This window comes from Micromonospora sp. 067-2 (genome assembly GCF_046549295.1).
GTDB lineage: Bacteria > Actinomycetota > Actinomycetes > Mycobacteriales > Micromonosporaceae > Micromonospora.
Window position 1 is genome coordinate 283,869 of the sequence record NZ_JAJPWB010000011.1, and the last position, 18,375, is coordinate 302,243.

The following is an 18,375-nucleotide window of genomic DNA, read 5'->3' on the forward strand; positions in this document are numbered from 1 at the left end:
TGCCCAGGCGTACGACGGCTCCAGGTCACGGTGGGGGCAGCAGACGCGCCCAGCTGGAGCCCACGCGACGATGGTGGGAAACGCGTCGGTCGGACGCGATGTCGATGATCTCTTCGAGCCGGTGATTCAGGGGTGGACCAGTCGTGACCGTTGGACAATCGATCGTCTTCAACGGCGACCTCGGCAGCGGCAAGAGCACCGTGTCGGTCGAGATCGCCAAGCGGCTCGGCATGCGCCGGGTCAGCGTGGGTGACCTCTACCGGGAGATGGCGCAGCAGCGGCAGATGACCGCCCTGCAGCTCAACCTGCACGCCGAGCTCGACCAGGCCGTCGACGGTTACGTCGACCAGCTGCAGCGGAACATCGCCGCCTCCGGCGAGCGGCTCGTCATGGACTCCCGTCTCGCGTGGCACTTCTTCACCGACGCGCTCAAGGTGCACATGATCACCGAGCAGGGGGAGGCGGCCCGTCGGGTGCTGGCCCGCCCCTCCGGGCCCGCCGAGAGCTACGGCTCGCTGGAGGAGGCCAAGGCCAAGCTGCGCGAGCGCAGCGAGAGCGAGCGCAACCGCTTCATCGTCCGGTACGGGGTGGACAAGGCCCGACTGCGCAACTATGACCTGATCTGTGACACCACCCGGGCCTCCGCCGCCGAGGTGGTCGCGCACATCATCGGCGCGTACGAGGGGACACTCGGGGCCGAGGTGCTGCGCGACGGCCAGCCGCTGCTGCTGCTGGACCCGGCCCGGGTCTACCCGACCGAGGACATCTCCACCCTGCGCGGTCTGTGGGACACCGAGTTCGTCGGCGAGGTGGCCGAGGCCGGCGACGAGAGCCTGGAGCCGCTGACGATCGGCTTCACCGGCGAGCAGTTCTTCGTCGTCGACGGTCACCGCCGGCTCAGCGCCGCCCTGCAGAACGGCTTTCCGCTGGTGCCCGCCCGGCTCGTCGCCGAGGTCGACGAGCCGGTCGTGGGGGGAATGAGCGCCATCGACTACTTCGCCGCGCAGGTGCGCCCCGGCCTGGTCTACGACTGGGAGGCGGCCCACAAGATCCAGCTGCCGCTGCCGGATCCCGCGCTGCTCGCCGGCGACGCGGTGCTCGCCGGGGACCCGGGCGCCAGCGCCTGAGCAAGCAGCGGGTCGATTCGGCATCGATCCCGCGTTCCCGGGGACGTACACCGGCCGGCGCGCTGCCGAGCACTCCGTAGACTGGTACCGCACCGCTCGTCCCACCTCTGAAGGAGCCCTCCCGCGTGACCGTTCAGCCCATCCGTCTGTTTGGGGATCCGGTGCTGCGCACGCCGGCCGATCCGGTGGTCGACTTCGACGCCGAGCTGCGTAGGCTCGTCGCGGATCTGACCGACACGATGCGTGAGCAGAACGGCGCCGGCCTGGCCGCCCCACAGCTCGGTGTGAGCCTGCGGGTGTTCACCTTCGACGTCGACGACGTGCTCGGGCATCTGATCAACCCGGTGCTCGAATTCCCCGACGAGGAGGAGCAGGACGGCCCCGAGGGCTGCCTGTCCATCCCCGGTCTCTACTTCGACACCAAGCGTCGGCAGAACGTCGTCGCCAAGGGATTCAGCTCGTTCGGCGACCCGGTGCAGATCGTCGGCACCGGCCTGATGGCCCGCTGCGTCCAGCACGAGACCGACCACCTCGACGGCGTGCTCTTCCTCGACCGGCTGAACACGGAGGGGCGCAAGGAAGCGATGAAGGCGATCCGCCAGGCCGAGTGGTACGACGGGTCGGCTCCACCGGTGGTCAAACTGAGCCCCCACATCACGGACCCCTTCGGTCTGGGCCGGTGACCCCGATGCGTGTGGTCTTCGCCGGTACGCCGGCCGTGGCCGTTCCGGCCCTGGCCGCTGTCGCCGCCTCCCGGCACGAGCTGGTCGCCGTGGTCACCCGGCCCGACGCGCCCGCCGGGCGCGGGCGCGGTCTGTCCCGTTCCCCGGTCGGCGAGTGGGCCGACGAGCACGGCGTCGAGGTGCTCACACCGGCCCGCCCCCGTGACCCGGAGTTCCTCGACCGACTGCGCGAGCTCGCACCGGACTGCGCACCGGTGGTCGCCTACGGCGCGCTGGTGCCGCCGGTGGCACTGGAGATTCCCCGGTACGGCTGGGTCAACCTGCACTTCTCGCTGTTGCCCGCCTGGCGTGGCGCCGCGCCCGTGCAGCACGCCGTGCTGCACGGTGACGAGCTGACCGGGGCCAGCGTCTTCCAGTTGGAGCAGGGTCTGGACACGGGCCCCGTCTTCGGCACCCTGACCGACGAGATCCGCGCCGGTGACACCTCCGGTGACATGCTGGGGCGGCTCGCCGAGTCCGGCGCGGGGCTGCTGGTGGCGGTGCTCGACGCGATCGCCGACGGCACCGTGCGGGCTGAGCCGCAGCCGGCCGACGGGGTGTCGCTGGCGCCCAAGCTGACCGTGGAGGACGCCCGGGTGCGCTGGACCGAGCCGGCGTTCGCCGTGGACCGACGGATCCGGGCCTGTACTCCGGCCCCGGGTGCCTGGACGACCTTCCGCGACGAGCGGGTGAAGCTCGGGCCGGTCGTGGCGGCGGCCGACGGCCCCGACCTGTTGCCCGGCGAGCTGCTGGTGGAGAAGGCCCGGGTGTTGGCCGGCACGGCCACCGTGCCGGTGCGCCTCGGCGAGGTCCGTGCGGCGGGCAAGCGGGCCATGCCGGCGACCGACTGGGCGCGTGGCGTCCGCGTCGGCACCGGCGAGGACTTCGCGTGACGGCCCCGGAGGGGACTCGTCCCGCACGCGGTGGCCCGTCGACCGATCGTGGCGGGGACCGCCGGCCGGTCCGGCCGCCGATGGACCGGCCGCGCCGCGCGGCGTACGAGGCGGTGGCCGCGGTGCACCGCGACGACGCGTTCGCCAACCTGGTGCTGCCCCTCATCCTGCGCGAGGAGGGGCTGTACGGCAGGGACGCCGCCTTCGCCACCGAGCTGACCTACGGCACCCTGCGCCACCTGGGCACCCTGGACGCGATCCTGACCGTCGCGGCCGGCCGGGACGTCGCCCGGATCGATCCGCCGGCGCGGGACGCCCTGCGGCTCGGGGCGTACCAACTGCTGCACACCCGGGTGCCGGCACACGCCGCCGTCTCCTCGACCGTGGACCTGGTGCGTTCGGTCGCGCCCGGCGCCACCGGCTTCGCCAACGCGGTGCTGCGTGAGGTGTCCACGCTCGACGCGGACGGTTGGGTGGCGAAACTCGCCCCGCCGATGGAGACCGACCCGATCGGGCACCTGTCGCTGGCGTACAGCCACCCGCAGTGGATCGTGCGGGCCTTCTCCGAGGCTCTCGGCGGTGACCTGGGCGAGACGGCCCGGCTGTTGATCGAGGACAACGAGCGCCCTCCGGTGCACCTGTGTGCCCGGCCCGGCCTGATCGATCCGGTCGAGCTGGCCGATCAGGTCGGTGGCGCGCCTGGCGCCTTCTCGCCGTACGCCGTCTATCTGCCCGGCGGCTCGCCGGGTGACGTGCCGGCGGTGGTGGACGGCCGGGCCCACGTCCAGGACGAGGGCTCCCAGTTGGTGGCCAGCGCGCTCGCCGACGCGCCGTTGGACGGCCCGGACGGGCGCTGGCTGGATCTGTGCGCCGGCCCCGGCGGCAAGGCCGGGCTGCTCGGCGCACTGGCCGTGCAGCGTGGCGCCCGGGTGACCGCAGTGGAGGTGGCCGAGCACCGCGCCCGGCTGGTCTCCCAGGCGACCCGGGGCCTGCCGGTGACCGTGCTGGCCATGGACGGTCGTGAGGTCGGCGCGGACCCGAAGCTCCCGGAGGGGCACTTCGACCGGGTGCTCGTGGACGCGCCGTGCACCGGGTTGGGGTCGCTGCGCCGCCGCCCCGAGTCGCGTTGGCGCCGCCAGCCCTCCGACCTGCCGCCGCTGACCCGGCTGCAGCGCGAACTGCTCGGCGCGGCGTTGCGTGCCGTCCGCCCGGGTGGGCTGGTCGCCTACGTCACCTGCTCGCCGCACACGGTGGAGACGCACGTGACGGTGACCGAGGCGGCTCGCCGGAGCGGGGTGCCGGTGGACTTCGTCGACGCCCGGCCGTTGCTGCCGGCTGGCATGCCCGGTCTCGGCGACGGGCCCACCGTGCAGCTCTGGCCGCACCGGCACGGCACCGACGCGATGTTCCTCGCCGTCCTGCGCCGCGGCTGAGCCGACCGCGACGCGCACCGCACCCGGCCTTCCCGGCCGGGTGCGGGCAACCTGCCGGTCAGGTGACCGGAAGGCCCTTGGTGCCGGCGCCCTTCAGGGATCGGGTCAGATCCCGGTCGCTGATCCAGAGGAAGCACTGCACGCCACGGTTGCCGTTGCCCCACTCCTGCTCGTACGGCTGGTAGAAGATCGTTCCGGCGCGGAAGTCGAGCTGGGAGTTGTTCGGCACCTTGGCGTACGTCGCGGTCAGCGTCTGGCAGGCCTGGTGTGTCCGCTTGCTGGTGCGGTTGAACTCGGCGTAGCTGATGTCCGGCGCCCGCCAGATCCCCACGAACTCGGCGTGGTGCTTGGCGGTGCAGGCGACCGGCACCATCTCGTCGATGTCGTCCTTGACGAGCTTCGGGTTGAAGCAGCGGTACGCCAGCGGCGCGGCGCCCGTCAGCGAACCACGGAGGCTGCCGGTGCGCAGGTCGATGGCGGTGTCGTCGATGCTGGCGAGCTCGGCGATGTCGCAGCGGTACCAGCGCGCCCCACCGGTCCACGCGGGCGCGGACGGCAGCACGACGGTCAGGCCGAGCCGGCCGGAGCGCCAGTCGGCGCCCACCGCCTTGTTGACCTCCTTGTCGCAGCCGTCCTGTGCGGCCCGCATGCCCGGGGAGCCGGGCGGCGGGGGTGTGCCGCGCTGCGCACCCGGGCCGGTGAGCGTGCCGACGTGCACGGTCTCCACCCGGTGCGCCTCCGTGCACGGCGTCGGGTTGTAGCCACTCAGGAAGCCGACCTGCTGGGAGGAGTGGTGGCAGACCCCGGCCGCGGGAACGAACTGCTGCGCCGCGACGGGCGCCGGCCAGTCGTCGACGAGGTTCCGGTCAACTCCGGCGGGCGTGCCGCACCCCGGCAGCGCCAGGGTCACCGCCACCCCCACCGCGACCGCCGCCAACCACCGTCGCATCGCCCGACCTCCCGCCGCTGGTGGTCTCCGGCCGGCCCCAGCCGGACGGTAGCGCCACGGCGCAGCAGCATACGGCACCGTCGCTCAGATCGCGGGTAGTCCCTCGGGGCCGGCACCGCGCATCGAGCGGGTGAGTTTGCGGTCGTCGCTCCACAGGAAACAGCGCACGCCACGGTCGCCCTCGTCCCATTCCCGCTGCGATGGCGGGTAGTAGATGGACCCGGCCCGGTACGGCAGGTCGCTGTTGTTCGGCACCGCGGCGTAGGCGGCGATCAACGCCATGCAACGCCTGTGCGCCTCGTCGGCGGAGCGGGTGAACTCCGCCCAGGTCCTGTCGCGTTCGGAGTAGACGCCGACGAACTCGGCGCGGTGCGGCTCGGTGCACAGCACCGGCGCCATGTAGTTGAGGTTGTCGCCGATCAGCTTGGGGTCGAAGCAGCGGTGGGTCAGCGGTGTGTCGCCGATCAGCGCGCCGCGCAGGCTGCCGGCGCGGTTCACCGGCCGGGTGTTGTCGATGCTGCCGGTTTCGCTGAGGTCGCAGCGGAACCAGCGCGCGCCGCCGGCCCAGGCCGGGGCGGTGGGCAGCGAGACGGACAGGGTGAGCCGTGCGGTGTGCCAGTCGCCGCCGAGCACTTCCCGGGCCCGTTGGTCGCACTCGGCGCGGGCGGCCCGCAGCGCCGGCGAACCAGCCTCCGGTCGGGCACCGGTCTGCGCGGGGCCGGGAAAGGCGCCGACGTGGATGGCCTCGGCCAGGTGGCTGCGCGCGCAGTCCACCGTCTCGTAGGTGCTGGCCTGCACGATCGGGGTGACCCTGGGCAGGCACGTGTCGGTGGCGGGGGTGAACGGCCTCGGGGCCGCGAGGGCCGGCCAGTCGTCGGTGAGATCGCCGTCCGCGCCTCGTGCCGGCCCGCAACCGGCCAGCAGCATCGTCGTCACGCCGGCCAGCGCCAGCGCTGGAAGCCACCGTCGCATCGTCCGCCCTTCCGGGAGCTGGCGGCCGGTCACCGCGCCCCGCGGCGAGACCCCGGCGGGCGTGCACCCTGTGGCACCGTCCCGGTTGGAGTGTCGTCGCGTTTCCATCGCTCGGCCAGTCACAGATATCTGTTCGTCCGGATCCGGCGGTCCGGATGCGCCAATTCTGCACCACTGGTCACCGCTGGGTCACAGCGCGTCGGAGGTGGTGCCGCGATGCGGGTGGCGGGTGGCCACGTTCGTACACTGGCCTGGTGACCGTACCGCCGCCGATCGTCGCGCCGAGCATCCTGGCCGCCGATTTCGCCCGCCTCGCCGAAGAGGTCCGTGCCGTCGAGGACGCCGCGGACTGGTTGCACGTGGACGTGATGGACAACCATTTCGTGCCGAACCTGACCATCGGACTGCCCGTGGTGCAGAGCCTGCGGGCCGTCACCGCGATGCCGTTCGACGTGCATCTGATGATCGAAGACCCGCGCCGCTGGGCTCCCGGTTACGCCGACGCCGGTGCGTACAACGTCACGTTCCACGCCGAGGCGTGCGACGACCCGGTGGCGCTGGCCAAGGACCTGCGGTCGGCCGGGGCGAAGGCCGGGCTGGCCATCGACCGGGACACCCCCATCGAGCCGTACCTGGACCTGCTGCCGAGCTTCGACACCCTGCTGATCATGACCATCAAGGCGGGTTTCGGCGGGCAGCGCTTTCTGCCGCAGCTGCTGGACAAGGTCCGTGCCGCCCGACGGCACGTCGCCGCCGGGCACCTGGAGCTGCGCATCGAGGTCGACGGCGGGATCGCCGCCGACACCATCGAGCAGGCCGCCGCCGCCGGCGCCGACGCGTTCGTGGCCGGCACCGCCGTCTATGGTGCCGCCGACCCGGCGGAGGCGGTACGGCACCTGCGGGCGCTGGCGGAACGCGCGGCTGCCGGGGCCTGAGGTGGACCCCGACGGCGATCGTAAGGACATCATCCTCGTCGTCGACGACGACGAGGACATCGCCCGTTTCGTCGAGTTCAACCTGCGGCTGCACGGCTTCGAGGTGCTCCACGCGAGCGACGGTCAGGAGGCCCTCGAGCTCATCGAGCGGCAGCGGCCGGACCTGGCCGTGGTCGACCTCATGATGCCCCGGATCGACGGGCTGGAGCTGACCCGACGGCTGCGTGCCGACCCGATGACCTCCGCCCTGCCGGTGATCATGTTGACGGCGAAGGGAATGACCGTCGACAAGGTGCACGGCCTCAGCGCCGGCGCCGACGACTACCTGGTCAAGCCGTTCGACACCGCCGAGTTGGTGGCCCGGGTCTCGTCGACCCTGCGGCGCAACAAGGAGTTCCGGGAGGTTTCTCCGCTGACCGGGCTGCCCGGCAACAGCCGGATCCGCCGGGAGATCAGCGACCGTGTCCGGCACGGGGTGGACTACGCCGTCGGCTACATCGACATCGACCGGTTCAAGAGCGTCAACGACCGGTACGGCTTCGTCCGCGGCGACGACTTCATCTCCGCGCTGGCCCGCAGCCTGCACCGGGCGGTGGTGGCGGTGGGTCTACCGCCGGCCTTCCTCGGCCACGTCGGCGGCGACGACTTCGTCATCGTCTGCGCCCCGGACCAGGTCCGCCCGCTGACCTCCAAGGCGGTGGTCGACTTCGAGAAGTCCGCCGACACGCTCTACGACCCGACCGACCGGGAGCGCGGCTTCGTCGAGCTGAAGGACCGACGTGGCACCGTCCGCCGGGCCGCCCTGGTCACCCTCTCCATCGGTGTCTCCCTGTCCGACAGCGAGAAGCGGTTCACCGACCCTCTCGAAGCGATCGCGGTGGCCTCGGAGATGAAGACGGTGGCCAAGAGCCAGCCGGGGTCGTACGTGGCGGTGGACCGGCGGCGGGGCGTCACGTGAGCGTGAATACCGCTGTGAGGTAGCTCGCCTGGGTGGCGACGTACCCCCGTCGGCGTGTAAGACTGCCGGTGTACCCACCACGCGCTGGCGGGACTCGGTGAAATTCCGAACCGGCGGTGATCCACGGTCCTACCGTGGTCAGCCCGCGACCCGGACGGCTGTGCCGCCCGGTGGACCTGGTGAAAATCCGGGGCCGACGGTTGGGGGCGGTTCGTCCGCGCCCAGACAGTCCGGATGGGAGACAGCGCGCGGGACGGACGGGTCTCCGCCGGCCGCTGGCTTCAGCGTGCCAGCCCGACCCCCCGGGGCGGCTGCGCCGTACCCGGAATCCGCCGCCGCACGCCCGCGGCCCCATGCCGCCTCCCTGACCGCCCGCGCGCGGACCGGCGAGTGAGAGGGCAGGGGCAGGGCGATGGCCAGCGTCTCCGTCGAAGAGGCGATGCGGCGTGCGATCGAGCTGGCGGCGCGCGGGCTGGGCACCACCAGCCCCAACCCGGTGGTCGGCTGCGTGCTCCTGGACGCCGACGGCACGGTCGTCGGGGAGGGCTTCCACGCCTACGCCGGTGGACCGCACGCGGAGATCGTCGCGTTGGCCCAGGCCGGGGAGCGCGCCCGCGGCGGCACCGCCGTCGTCACCCTGGAACCCTGTGACCACACCGGTCGCACCGGTCCGTGCAGCAACGCCCTGGTCCAGGCCGGTGTGGGCCGCGTGGTGATCGCCGTACCCGACCCCAACCCGGTCGCCACCGGCGGTGCCGCCACGCTGCGCGCCGCCGGAGTCCGGGTGGACCTGGGGGTACGCCGTGACGAGGCCGAGACCGGCAACGTCGCCTGGCTGACGTCGATGCGCCGGGGCTGGCCGTACGTCATCTGGAAGTACGCCGCCACGATGGACGGCCGGTCCGCGGCGGCGGACGGCACCAGCATGTGGATCACCTCGGAGGCGGCCCGGATGGACGTGCACGCGCTTCGCGGCACGGTCGACGCGGTCCTGGCCGGGGTCGGCACCGTGCTCGCCGACGATCCCCGGTTGACCGCCCGCAACCTTCGCGACGGCAGTCTCGCCATCCGGCAGCCGCTGCGGGTGGTGGTGGACAGCTCGGGGCGTACCCCGCTCGACGCCCTGGTCCGCGACGGCGCCGCGCGGACCTGGATCGCGACCGTCGACGAGGTGGGCGCCGGCTCGGACGGCCGGGTCGACCTGCCGGCGCTGCTCGCCGAACTGCACCAGCGCGGCGTTCGGTCGGTGCTGCTGGAGGGCGGCCCCCACCTGGCCGGCGCGTTCCTGGCCGCCGGCCTGGTCGACAAGATCGTCTCCTACGTCGCGCCCCGGCTGCTGGGCGCCGGCCCGACCGCCCTGGTCGACGCGGGGGTGAGCACCATCGCCGAGGCCATCGATCTGGAGTTCGTCGACGTTACGCAGATCGGTCCGGATCTCCGGATCACCGCTTTGCCCCGAAAGAGGGAGGGCTGACATGTTCACCGGCATTGTCGAGGAGTTGGGGGAGATCGTCCGGGTGACGGCGACGGCGGGCGATTCGGTGCTGGTCGCCGCGCGGGGCCCGCTGGTCACCTCCGACGCGCGGCACGGCGACTCCATCGCGGTCAACGGCGTCTGCCTGACCGTGGTGGACACGGCCGACGGTGTGTTCACCGCCGACATCATGGGCGAGACGCTGCGACGCTCCGCGCTGGGCGCGCTGCGCCCCGGCGACCCCGTCAACCTGGAGCGGGCCGCGGCGCTCGGTAGCCGCCTCGGCGGGCACCTGGTGCAGGGGCACGTGGACGGCGTCGGCGAGCTGATCTCCCGGGAGCCGGCCGAGCAGTGGGAGACGGTCCGGTTCCGGCTGCCCGCCGCCCTGGCCCGGTACGTGGTGGAGAAGGGCTCGATCACCATCGACGGTGTCTCGCTGACCGTGGCCGAGGTGGGCGCGGACCAGTTCGCCGTCGGGCTGATCCCGACCACGCTCAGCCTGACCACGCTCGGCGCGAAGCGCGTCGGCGATTCGGTCAACCTGGAGGTCGACGTGGTGGCCAAGTACGTCGAGCGCCTGCTCGGCGCCCGACTGGCCGATGACCCGATCGGCGGCGGCGGCGCCGCCGCCCTGGACGGGGTGGCGTGATGGGCGCACTCGGCTGGCTGCTGGACGCGCAGGTGCGGATCGCCGGTTCGCCGGTCCTGATCCGGGAGATCGTCGGCAACGTGTTCGGGCTGGTGTCGGCCCTGCTCGGGCTGCGCCGGCTGGTCTGGGCCTGGCCGGTCGGCATGATCGGCAACGCGCTGCTGTTCACCGTGTTCCTCGGTGGGGTGTTCGCCACCCCGCAGGAGCACGACCTGTACGGGCAGGCCGGCCGGCAGGTGTTCTTCTTCGCGGTCAGCGTCTACGGCTGGTGGCGTTGGCAGCGCAACAGCCGCGCCGACGGCGGGCACGCCGCGGTGCTGCCGCGCTGGGCGACCGGGCGGGAGCGGCTGGCGATGCTGCTGGCCGCCGCCGTCGGCACCGCCGCCGCGTACCCGGTGCTCGCCGCCCTGGGCTCCTGGGGGCCGCTGCCGGACGCCTGGATCCTCACCGGCAGCCTGCTGGCCACCTACGGCATGGCCCGCGGCTGGGTGGAGTTCTGGCTGGTCTGGATCGCCGTGGACGCGGTCGGCGTGCCACTGCTGCTGCGCGGCGGGTTCTACCCGTCGGCGGTCATGTACCTGATCTACGGCGCCTTCTGCGCCTGGGGCTTCGCCGCCTGGTGGCGCACCTCCCGCGCCGCCCGTCCGACCGCCTCGATACCGCCCACCTACACGGAGGCAGTGGCGTGACCAGTTTCGGAAGTATCGAGGAGGCGGTCGCCGACATCGCGGCCGGTCGGCCGGTCGTCGTGGTCGACGACGCCGACCGGGAGAACGAGGGCGACCTGATCTTCGCGGCCGAGCTGGCCACGCCGGAGCTGCTGGCGTTCATGGTGCGGCACACCTCCGGCTACGTCTGCGTGCCGCTGACCGAGAGCGAGTGCGACCGGCTCGACCTGCCGCCGATGCACCACACCAACCAGGACCGGCGGGGCACCGCGTACACCGTGACCGTGGACGCCCGGGAGGGTGTCAGCACCGGCATCTCGGCCGCCGACCGCGCGCACACCATCCGGCTGCTCGCCGACCCGACCACCGACCCCACCGACCTGGCGAGACCCGGGCACGTGGTGCCGTTGCGGGCCCGCGAGGGCGGGGTGCTGCGCCGGCCCGGGCACACCGAGGCGGCGATCGACCTGACCCGACTGGCCGGGTTGCGCCCGGCGGGAGTGCTCTGCGAGCTGGTCAACGACGACGGCACCATGATGCGGGTGCCCGACCTGGAGAAGTTCTGCGCCGAGCACGGCCTCACGCTGATCACCATCGCGGACCTGATCGCCCACCGGCGACGTACCGAGAAGCAGGTCGAGCTGGTCGCCGACGCCCGGATGCCCACCCGGCACGGGGTGTTCCGGGCGCTCGGCTACCGCGCCGAGCACGACCCGGCCGAACACATCGCGATGGTGCTCGGCGACCTCGGCGACGGCCAGGACGTGCTGGTCCGGGTGCACTCCGAGTGCCTCACCGGCGACGTGTTCGGCTCGCTGCGCTGCGACTGCGGGCCGCAGCTGGACGCCGCGCTGGCCCGGGTCGCGCGGGAGGGCCGGGGCGTCGTGCTCTACGTGCGCGGGCACGAGGGGCGGGGCATCGGGTTGCTGCACAAGCTGCAGGCGTACCAGTTGCAGGACCTGGGCCGCGACACCGTGGACGCCAACCTCGACCTGGGTCTGCCGGCCGACGCCCGCGACTACGGCACCGGCGCGCAGATCCTGTACGACCTGGGCGTGCGCTCGATGCGGCTGCTCACGAACAACCCGGCCAAGCGTGCCGGGCTGGAGGGTTACGGGCTGACCATCACCGGTCGGGAGGCGCTGCCGGCCGGCGCGCACCCGGAGAACCTGCGCTACCTGCGCACCAAGCGGGACCGGATGGGTCACCTGCTGGACGAGTTGGACGAGGTCCCCGAGGCGCCGAACGGGCGTGCGGTGGCCGGCGACGAGATCGGAGCATAGATCATGGCGGGTTTTGGAGAGCCGGGCGTCAGCGCGGTGGACGCGACCGGAATGACCGTCGGGGTGGTGGCCGCCCGCTGGCACGGTGAGCTGACCGACCACATGCTGGAGCGGGCGGTCGCCGCCGCCGAGGCGTCCGGCGCGCGGGCCGTGGTCGCCCGGGTCGCCGGCTCGGTGGAGCTGCCGGTGGTCGCCCAGGCGATGGCGCGCCGCTGCGACGTGGTGGTGGCGCTCGGCGTGGTGGTCCGTGGCTCCACCGCGCACTTCGACTACGTTTGCCGGTCGGTCACCGACGGGTTGACCCGGGTGGCGCTCGACGAGGGCAAGCCGGTCGCGCACGGTGTGCTCACCGTGGACACGATCGATCAGGCCCGGGACCGGGCCGGCCTGCCCGGCTCGGCCGAGGACAAGGGCTGGTCGGCCACCGTGGCCGCGCTCGACGCCGCGCTGGCGATCCGGTCGCTGGCCAGCAACGGCCAGCGGGTCGGCTTCGGCGGCTGACCGGGCCCGCTCCGCGCCGGCCGGCTCGCGTCAGAGTCGGCCGGCGTCGATGATCCGGCGCAGGAACTGCCGGGTGCGGGGCTGCGTCGGCTCGCCGAGCACCTGCTCGGGCGGGCCGGTCTCGACGACCCGCCCCGCGTCGAGGAAGCAGATTTCGTCGGCGACCTCCCGGGCGAACCCCATCTCGTGGGTGGCCAACACCATGGTCATCCCGTCGGTCTTCAGGTCCCGGATCATCGCCAGCACCTCGCCGACGAGCTCCGGGTCCAGTGCGGAGGTGACTTCGTCGAGCAGCATCAGCCGGGGGGAGTTGGCCAGCGCCCGGACGATCGCCACCCGCTGCTGCTGCCCGCCGGAGAGCCGGTCCGGGTAGGCGTCGGCCTTGGCGCCCAGCCCGACCCGGTCGAGCAGTTCCCGGGCCTGCGCCTCGGCCTCCGCCCGGGCCCGTCGGTGTACGCGGCGCGGCGCGAGGGTGATGTTCTCCAGCACGTTCAGGTGGGGAAAGAGGTTGTACGCCTGGAACACCATGCCGATGCGCCGACGGACCCGGTCGGGGTCCACCCGGGGATCGGAGATGTCCTCCCCGTCCAACTCGATGGTGCCGTCGTCGAGCTCCTCCAGCAGGCTGACACACCGCAGCAGCGTGGACTTGCCCGATCCGGAGGCGCCGATCAGCGCCACCACCTGGTGCTCGGAGACCGTCAGGTCGAGCGCGTCCAGCACGACATGGCCCGCGAACTCCTTGCGCAGCCCCCGGCAGTGCAACAGGGCCATGGTCAGCCTCCCGACTGTCGACGGGCCGAGCGCAGGGTCACCCAGTCGGTGACCGCGATCAGGGGGATCGCGAGCAGCACGAAGAGCACCCCGGCCACGACGTACGGCGTGTAGTTGAACGACTGGGCGGTGGCGATCTGGGCGGCGCGGACCGCGTCGATCGGCCCGGCGAGCGACACCAGCCCGACGTCCTTCTGCAGGGCCACCACGTCGTTGAGCAGGGGCGGCGCCACCCGCCGGACGGCCTGTGGCAGGACCACGTGCCGCATCGTCTGTCGGTAGGTCAGGCCCAGCGACCGGGCCGCGGCGAGCTGACTGGGATGCACCGACTCGATGCCGGCCCGGAAGACCTCGGCGAGGTAGCCGCCGTAGGTGAGGACCAGCGCCAGCCCGCCGAGCACCAGCACCGGCGGCATCCCCTGCAGACGCAGTCCGGGTACGCCGAGGGTGAGCAGGTACAGCACGATGATCAGCGGCAGGCCGCGGAAGGTGTAGGTGTAGCCGGCGGCCAGCGCCCGGACCGGAAAGAAGATCGGGCCGCGCAGCGTCCGCAGCACGGCGATCACCAGCCCGAGCACCAGCGCGCCGGCCGCACAGACGACCAGCAGACGTACGTTGAGCCAGAGCCCGCTGAGCACCGCGGGCAGGGCGTCCCGGGCGATCCGCGGGTCCAGGAACGACTGCCGCACCCGGTCCCAGCCGGGCGCGCCGGTCACCGCGACGACCAGCAACGTGCCGAGCGCCGCCGTGGACGAGGCCGCGACCAGCACGCTGTACGCGGTCTGTCGACGCCGGTACGCAGACCGCCGCTGCTGTGCCGCGGAGGGGGTGTGGTCCAGAAGGGTCACGTAAGCTCGGCCGCCCCCGCCACCTGCGCGAGCCACTTCTGCTCCAGCTGCCGCAGCGTGCCCGCGTCGGTGAGCTGACCGACCGCGCCGGTCACGCAGGAGGTCAGCGGCGAGTTCTTGTCCAGCAGCAGCCCGAACGCCTCGGGTGTGCCGACCTGCGGCACCTGCCCGACGATCGTCGCGTCGGTGATCTCCGCGCCGGTGATGTAGAAGGCGGTGGGCAGGTCCACCACGAGACCGTCGAGCTGCCCGTTCTGGAGGGCCTTCTTGGCGTCGTCGTTGCTGTTGTAGACCTGCGGCTTGACGGTCGGCTTGATCACGTCGGTGATCGCCTGGTAGCTGGTGGTGCCGACCTGGGCGCCGAGCCGGGCGTCGCGCAGGTCGGCCAGCGAGGTCTTGCCGGCGATCTTCGAGGACTTCAACGCGATGACGGTCTGCCGCACCAGGTAGTACGGCGCGGAGAAGTCCACCGCCTGCTTGCGCTCCTCGGTGATGGAGAACTGGTTGATGTCGAAGTCGAAGGTCTTCTCTCCGGGCGCGATCGCGGTGTCGAACTTGACCCGCGTCCAGGTGACGTCGCCCCGGGCGTACCCGAGCTTCTCGGCGACCGCGTACGCGACTGCGGATTCGAAGCCCTCGCCGCTGTCCGGCTTGTCCTCGCGGAACCACGGCTCGTAGGCGGGCTGGTCGGTGGCGATGGTGAGCTTGCCCGGCGTACGGGTGGGCAGGCTGTCCTTGGCGCAGGACGCCGATGCGGTGACGGAGGGGGTGGGCTTCTCTTCCTGTGGCGCGCATCCGGCGGCGACCGCGACGGCGGCACCGGCGAGAGCGAGCGCGAGAAGACGTGAGCTGCTGGCCATGGCCGACAGCGTAGAGCGCCCATCCGGGCCGAGCGGAGAGTGCCCCACCAAGTTGATAGGGAATTGCCGCCGACCGGTTACCGTCCGCCGGCTCCGGCGGACCCGGGGGCGGGGCGTCGGTGGGGTGGCTGGAAGAATCGTCTCCCGTGAAGACGTTCGAGGAGTTGTTCGCCGAGCTGCAGGCCAAGGCCGCCGCCGGCACCCCGGGCTCGGGCACCGTCGCCGCCCTGGACAAGGGGGTGCACTTCATCGGCAAGAAGGTCGTCGAGGAGGCGGCCGAGTCGTGGATGGCCGCCGAGCACGAGGGGCCGGAGCGCACCGCCGAGGAGATCTCCCAGCTGCTCTACCAGGTCCAGGTGCTGATGCTGGCCAGTGGCCTCGAGCTCAGGGACGTCTACCGACATCTGTGAGTGCCCCCACCCGTTGATCACACTCGATCGATCGAAGGAGCACTCCGTCATGCTGCGTGTCGCCGTACCCAACAAGGGCGCCCTGGCCGAGAAGGCCTCCGAGATGTTGCGCGAGGCGGGCTACCGCCAGCGCACCGACCCGAAGGACCTGATCTGCCGGGACGAGCCCAACGACATCGAGTTCTTCTACCTCCGGCCCAAGGACATCGCCACCTACGTCGGCTCGGGTGACCTGGACGTGGGGATCACCGGCCGGGACCTGCTGATCGACTCGGGCGCCCCGGCCGAGGAGATGGTGGACCTGGCCTTCGCCCGGGCCACCTTCCGCTTCGCCGCCCGCCCCGAGGACGTCGACTCGGTGCAGCAGCTCGGCGGTCACCGGATCGCCACCGCGTACCCCGGGCTGGTCGAGCGGTACCTCGGCGAGCTGGGCGTCAAGGCCGACGTCATCCGTCTGGACGGCGCGGTGGAGAACGCCATCCGGCTCGGCGTCGCCGACGTGGTCGCCGACGTGGTGGAGACCGGTGCCACCCTGCGCCAGGCCGGCCTGGTCGTCTTCGGCGAGCCGCTGCTGCGTTCCTCGGCGGTGCTGGTACGCCGAGGCGGCGCCCCCGCGCACCCGCAGGCCGAGCAGCTGCTGCGTCGGCTGCACGGGGTGCTGGTGGCCCGCCGCTACGTGATGCTCGCCTACGACGTGCCGGCCGGCCTGCTGGACCGGGCCAGCGGGCTCACCCCGGGCATCGAGTCGCCCACCGTGTCGCCGCTGCACCGCGAGGGCTGGGTGGCCGTGCAGGCCATGGTGCTCCGCGACGACGTGCACCGGATCATGGACGAGCTGTACGAGCTGGGTGCCCGAGCCATCCTGGTCACCAACATCCACGCCTGCCGTCTCTGACCGCCGCCGGTCGCCGCGCGCCGCATCCGGGAACGTCGACCGGCACGATCGTGCTCGAACCTGGAAGTAGTGCCTTCCCTCGCGGCTGAGGCCACTACAACAAGGATCGAGCACGATCATGCGGCGCGGCGCGCCGAACGGTCTTCGCCTGGCCTGGGCGCGGTGACGCGCTGGCCGGTGCGGTGTCGTCACGTTCTCGTCCGGCGGGTGGTGCGGTCGCCGGGCGAGGGCGGGTGGCAGACTGGTGGGGTGAGTGACACCGAGGTGATCCGCCTGAAGCCACGTCGTATCCGCGTGGTCTGCTGGTCCGCCGCGATCGCGCTGCTGGTGGTGTTCGGCCTGGTGGCCACCTCGCTGAGCGGGCCGACCGGCGACGGGTACGGCAGCTTCCAGCGCGGTGACCAGATCGCCATGATCGGCCTGGGTGTCTTCGGGGCGCTCGGCTTCCTGATGTTCACCCGCCCCCGGGTGGAGGCCGACGCGCGCGGTGTGCGGGTGCGCAACGTGGTCAGCTCGTACGAGCTGCCCTGGGAGGTCGTCCGCGGGGTTCGTTTCGACCGGGGTGCACCCTGGGCCAGCCTCGAGCTGCACGACGACGACCTGCTGCCGATGATCGCCCTGCAGGCCGCCGACAAGGAGCTGGCCGTCGAGGGGGTCCGCGCGCTGCGCCGGCTGCACCAGGCGCACCTGGACAACCTCGTCAACCGCACAGTCGATCGCTGACCCGTCGACCGGTGTGCCGGCCGCACGGTCGGACGGCCCGTCGGCTGCGCCGGGGCCCGGTCATCGACTCGACGTCCTGGAAACCGGGACGGGGTGCCCGGTGTGGGGGCGTGCGGGGTGCAGGTGTAGGGTTGTCGAGTCGACCAGGCTGTCTCCGCGTGCGAGCAGACAGCCACGAAAGCGGAGCGCCTGCTCCCACCCGAGTCGCCGCTACGGTGGCCGGGTCCGGTCCCCGGTTCCGGGCACGTCCCGGTGCCGGATGCGCGATCCTGTGATCGTGCTGACCGGTCGAGTGGGCCCTGGCATGCGCCGGGGCCTTCTGCTTTCCGGGTCAGCTCCCACCCGGGAGCCGCGGGGTCGGCACGAAGGCAGAAACGACTCGAGGAGGCCCCATCAGCGTCGAACCACGCGTGAACGAGCAGATCCGGGCACGTGAGGTCCGACTGGTCGGCCCCGAGGGTGAGCAGGTGGGCATCGTCCCACTGGAGCGCGCCCTTCAGCTGGCCGCGGACGTCGATCTGGACCTGGTCGAGGTTGCGCCGATGGCGCGCCCGCCGGTGTGCAAGCTCATGGACTTCGGCAAGTTCAAGTACGAGAGTGCACTGAAGGCGCGCGAAGCGCGGCGTAACCAGCAGCAGACCGTCATCAAGGAAATGAAGCTCCGCCCCAAGATCGACCCGCACGACTACGAGACCAAGAAGGGTCACGTGGTGCGGTTCCTCAAGGCGGGCGACAAGGTCAAGGTGACGATCATGTTCCGCGGTCGCGAGCAGAGCCGCCCGGAGCTGGGTTACCGGCTCCTGCGTCGGCTCGAATCCGAGATCACGGACCTGGGATACGTCGAGGCCGCTCCGAAGCAGGACGGTCGAAACATGATCATGGTTCTCGCTCCGCACCGGGCCGTGAAGGCCTCCGCGGTCGCCGCTACGGCGTCCCGCGGTGCACCTCGGGACCGGGCAGAGGACGAGTCCGCCGCTCCGGCAGTCGATGAGACCGCAGCGGTCGGCGAGACCGCAGCAGCCGGCACCACCGGCACCGCCGCCGACACCAGCGGCGAGTAACAGGGGAGAGACGTTCCACATGCCGAAGATGAAGAGCCACACGGGTATGGGCAAGCGGGTCAAGGTCACCGGCCGTGGCAAGATCGTGGCCGAGCAGGCCGGCAAGCGCCACCTGTTGGAGGGCAAGTCTTCCACCCGTACCCGCCGGTTGACCGGCACGGTCGAGGTGGCCAAGGCCGATGTCAAGCGCATCAAGAAGCTGCTCGGCCGCTGACGCGCGCCACCTTTACCTAAGAAGGA

General features: G+C 72.2%; 21 protein-coding genes and 1 riboswitch. Of the genes, 16 read left to right on the plus strand and 5 right to left on the minus strand.

The window, feature by feature from the left end; translation table 11 throughout:
• Window positions 1–143 precede the first annotated feature (143 nt).
• The 4 genes from ACLJN9_RS26265 to ACLJN9_RS26280 all read left to right on the plus strand — a co-directional run bounded on the left by ACLJN9_RS26265 (window position 144) and on the right by ACLJN9_RS26280 (window position 4,175).
• Window positions 144–1,127 (plus strand): AAA family ATPase, encoded by a 984-nt coding sequence (locus ACLJN9_RS26265; RefSeq protein WP_410814275.1) that lies wholly within the window; start codon window positions 144–146, stop codon window positions 1,125–1,127.
• 125 nt (window positions 1,128–1,252) lie between these two features.
• Entirely contained in the window at window positions 1,253–1,810 is a 558-nt protein-coding gene (gene def, locus ACLJN9_RS26270; RefSeq protein ID WP_410814276.1) for a peptide deformylase, read from the plus strand.
• A gap of 5 nt (window positions 1,811–1,815) precedes the next feature.
• Window positions 1,816–2,742, plus strand: coding sequence for a methionyl-tRNA formyltransferase (gene fmt, locus ACLJN9_RS26275; protein ID WP_410814333.1), 927 nt, complete (start codon window positions 1,816–1,818; stop codon window positions 2,740–2,742).
• A complete protein-coding gene (locus tag ACLJN9_RS26280; RefSeq protein ID WP_410814277.1) occupies window positions 2,739–4,175 on the plus strand; it encodes an RsmB/NOP family class I SAM-dependent RNA methyltransferase in 1,437 nt (478 codons plus the stop codon). The genes fmt and ACLJN9_RS26280 overlap by 4 nt, the downstream gene beginning before the upstream one ends.
• 58 nt (window positions 4,176–4,233) lie before the next feature.
• On the opposite strand, the gene ACLJN9_RS26285 is transcribed toward ACLJN9_RS26280, so the two are convergent.
• Both ACLJN9_RS26285 and ACLJN9_RS26290 read right to left on the minus strand, forming a co-directional pair.
• Window positions 4,234–5,124, minus strand: a complete 891-nt coding sequence (locus tag ACLJN9_RS26285; protein WP_410814278.1) for a septum formation family protein — start codon at window positions 5,122–5,124, stop codon at window positions 4,234–4,236.
• A gap of 84 nt (window positions 5,125–5,208) precedes the next feature.
• Window positions 5,209–6,096 (minus strand): septum formation family protein, encoded by an 888-nt coding sequence (locus ACLJN9_RS26290; protein ID WP_410814279.1) that lies wholly within the window; start codon window positions 6,094–6,096, stop codon window positions 5,209–5,211.
• 254 nt (window positions 6,097–6,350) lie between these two features.
• Between ACLJN9_RS26290 and rpe the strand changes: the two genes are divergently transcribed.
• The 7 genes from rpe to ribH all read left to right on the plus strand — a co-directional run bounded on the left by rpe (window position 6,351) and on the right by ribH (window position 12,564).
• Entirely contained in the window at window positions 6,351–7,031 is a 681-nt protein-coding gene (rpe, locus tag ACLJN9_RS26295) for a ribulose-phosphate 3-epimerase (RefSeq protein ID WP_410814280.1), read from the plus strand.
• A complete protein-coding gene (locus ACLJN9_RS26300) occupies window positions 6,958–7,989 on the plus strand; it encodes a response regulator (protein ID WP_410814281.1) in 1,032 nt (343 codons plus the stop codon). Before rpe ends, ACLJN9_RS26300 begins: the two co-directional genes overlap by 74 nt.
• Before the next feature lie 79 nt (window positions 7,990–8,068).
• A riboswitch (FMN riboswitch) is annotated at window positions 8,069–8,239 on the plus strand.
• Window positions 8,240–8,401: 162 nt separating this feature from the next.
• On the plus strand, window positions 8,402–9,463 hold the full coding sequence (ribD, locus tag ACLJN9_RS26305) for a bifunctional diaminohydroxyphosphoribosylaminopyrimidine deaminase/5-amino-6-(5-phosphoribosylamino)uracil reductase RibD (protein WP_410814282.1): 1,062 nt from the start codon (window positions 8,402–8,404) through the stop codon (window positions 9,461–9,463).
• A 1-nt stretch (window position 9,464) separates the two neighbouring features.
• On the plus strand, window positions 9,465–10,112 hold the full coding sequence (locus ACLJN9_RS26310) for a riboflavin synthase (protein ID WP_410814283.1): 648 nt from the start codon (window positions 9,465–9,467) through the stop codon (window positions 10,110–10,112).
• Window positions 10,112–10,801, plus strand: a complete 690-nt coding sequence (pnuC, locus tag ACLJN9_RS26315) for a nicotinamide riboside transporter PnuC (protein WP_410814284.1) — start codon at window positions 10,112–10,114, stop codon at window positions 10,799–10,801. Before ACLJN9_RS26310 ends, pnuC begins: the two co-directional genes overlap by 1 nt.
• The gene (locus tag ACLJN9_RS26320; RefSeq protein ID WP_410814285.1) at window positions 10,798–12,063 is read left to right on the plus strand and encodes a bifunctional 3,4-dihydroxy-2-butanone-4-phosphate synthase/GTP cyclohydrolase II; all 1,266 of its coding nucleotides are present in this window, start codon (window positions 10,798–10,800) and stop codon (window positions 12,061–12,063) included. Before pnuC ends, ACLJN9_RS26320 begins: the two co-directional genes overlap by 4 nt.
• Before the next feature lie 3 nt (window positions 12,064–12,066).
• Window positions 12,067–12,564 (plus strand): 6,7-dimethyl-8-ribityllumazine synthase, encoded by a 498-nt coding sequence (gene ribH, locus ACLJN9_RS26325; protein ID WP_410814286.1) that lies wholly within the window; start codon window positions 12,067–12,069, stop codon window positions 12,562–12,564.
• 30 nt (window positions 12,565–12,594) lie between these two features.
• Here ribH and ACLJN9_RS26330 read toward each other — a convergent pair whose 3' ends face one another.
• Genes ACLJN9_RS26330 through ACLJN9_RS26340 form a run of 3 tightly spaced genes read right to left on the minus strand, consistent with a single transcriptional unit; the run spans window position 12,595 to window position 15,046 of the window.
• The gene (locus ACLJN9_RS26330; RefSeq protein WP_410814287.1) at window positions 12,595–13,338 is read right to left on the minus strand and encodes an amino acid ABC transporter ATP-binding protein; all 744 of its coding nucleotides are present in this window, start codon (window positions 13,336–13,338) and stop codon (window positions 12,595–12,597) included.
• 2 nt (window positions 13,339–13,340) lie between these two features.
• Entirely contained in the window at window positions 13,341–14,186 is an 846-nt protein-coding gene (locus ACLJN9_RS26335; protein ID WP_410814288.1) for an amino acid ABC transporter permease, read from the minus strand.
• Window positions 14,183–15,046, minus strand: coding sequence for an ABC transporter substrate-binding protein (locus ACLJN9_RS26340; protein ID WP_410814289.1), 864 nt, complete (start codon window positions 15,044–15,046; stop codon window positions 14,183–14,185). Before ACLJN9_RS26340 ends, ACLJN9_RS26335 begins: the two co-directional genes overlap by 4 nt.
• Window positions 15,047–15,192: 146 nt before the next feature.
• On the opposite strand from ACLJN9_RS26340, the gene ACLJN9_RS26345 reads away from it, so the two are divergent.
• The 5 genes from ACLJN9_RS26345 to rpmI all read left to right on the plus strand — a co-directional run bounded on the left by ACLJN9_RS26345 (window position 15,193) and on the right by rpmI (window position 18,349).
• Window positions 15,193–15,456 carry a phosphoribosyl-ATP diphosphatase gene (locus ACLJN9_RS26345; RefSeq protein WP_410814290.1) on the plus strand — a complete coding sequence of 88 codons (264 nt, stop codon included), beginning with the start codon at window positions 15,193–15,195 and terminating at the stop codon, window positions 15,454–15,456.
• Window positions 15,457–15,505: 49 nt separating this feature from the next.
• On the plus strand, window positions 15,506–16,351 hold the full coding sequence (gene hisG, locus ACLJN9_RS26350; protein WP_410814291.1) for an ATP phosphoribosyltransferase: 846 nt from the start codon (window positions 15,506–15,508) through the stop codon (window positions 16,349–16,351).
• A gap of 249 nt (window positions 16,352–16,600) precedes the next feature.
• Complete coding sequence (locus ACLJN9_RS26355) at window positions 16,601–17,074, plus strand: PH domain-containing protein (RefSeq protein WP_410814292.1); 474 nt, start codon at window positions 16,601–16,603, stop codon at window positions 17,072–17,074.
• Between the two features lie 410 nt (window positions 17,075–17,484).
• Window positions 17,485–18,135, plus strand: coding sequence for a translation initiation factor IF-3 (infC, locus tag ACLJN9_RS26360; RefSeq protein ID WP_410814293.1), 651 nt, complete (start codon window positions 17,485–17,487; stop codon window positions 18,133–18,135).
• A 19-nt stretch (window positions 18,136–18,154) separates the two neighbouring features.
• Complete coding sequence (gene rpmI / locus ACLJN9_RS26365; protein WP_110566082.1) at window positions 18,155–18,349, plus strand: 50S ribosomal protein L35; 195 nt, start codon at window positions 18,155–18,157, stop codon at window positions 18,347–18,349.
• Window positions 18,350–18,375: the final 26 nt, after the last annotated feature.

Bases quoted from the DNA above. Each gene is read 5' to 3' on its own strand.
- fmt (WP_410814333.1), top strand. From the start codon at position 1,816: ATGCGTGTGGTCTTCGCCGGTACGCCGGCCGTGGCCGTTCCGGCCCTG.
- ACLJN9_RS26285 (WP_410814278.1), bottom strand. From the start codon at position 5,124: ATGCGACGGTGGTTGGCGGCGGTCGCGGTGGGGGTGGCGGTGACCCTG.
- ACLJN9_RS26290 (WP_410814279.1), bottom strand. From the start codon at position 6,096: ATGCGACGGTGGCTTCCAGCGCTGGCGCTGGCCGGCGTGACGACGATG.
- ACLJN9_RS26300 (WP_410814281.1), top strand. From the start codon at position 6,958: ATGGTGCCGCCGACCCGGCGGAGGCGGTACGGCACCTGCGGGCGCTGG.
- ribD (WP_410814282.1), top strand. From the start codon at position 8,402: ATGGCCAGCGTCTCCGTCGAAGAGGCGATGCGGCGTGCGATCGAGCTG.
- ACLJN9_RS26310 (WP_410814283.1), top strand. From the start codon at position 9,465: ATGTTCACCGGCATTGTCGAGGAGTTGGGGGAGATCGTCCGGGTGACG.
- pnuC (WP_410814284.1), top strand. From the start codon at position 10,112: ATGGGCGCACTCGGCTGGCTGCTGGACGCGCAGGTGCGGATCGCCGGT.
- ribH (WP_410814286.1), top strand. From the start codon at position 12,067: ATGGCGGGTTTTGGAGAGCCGGGCGTCAGCGCGGTGGACGCGACCGGA.
- ACLJN9_RS26330 (WP_410814287.1), bottom strand. From the start codon at position 13,338: ATGGCCCTGTTGCACTGCCGGGGGCTGCGCAAGGAGTTCGCGGGCCAT.
- ACLJN9_RS26340 (WP_410814289.1), bottom strand. From the start codon at position 15,046: ATGGCCAGCAGCTCACGTCTTCTCGCGCTCGCTCTCGCCGGTGCCGCC.
- hisG (WP_410814291.1), top strand. From the start codon at position 15,506: ATGCTGCGTGTCGCCGTACCCAACAAGGGCGCCCTGGCCGAGAAGGCC.
- rpmI (WP_110566082.1), top strand. From the start codon at position 18,155: ATGCCGAAGATGAAGAGCCACACGGGTATGGGCAAGCGGGTCAAGGTC.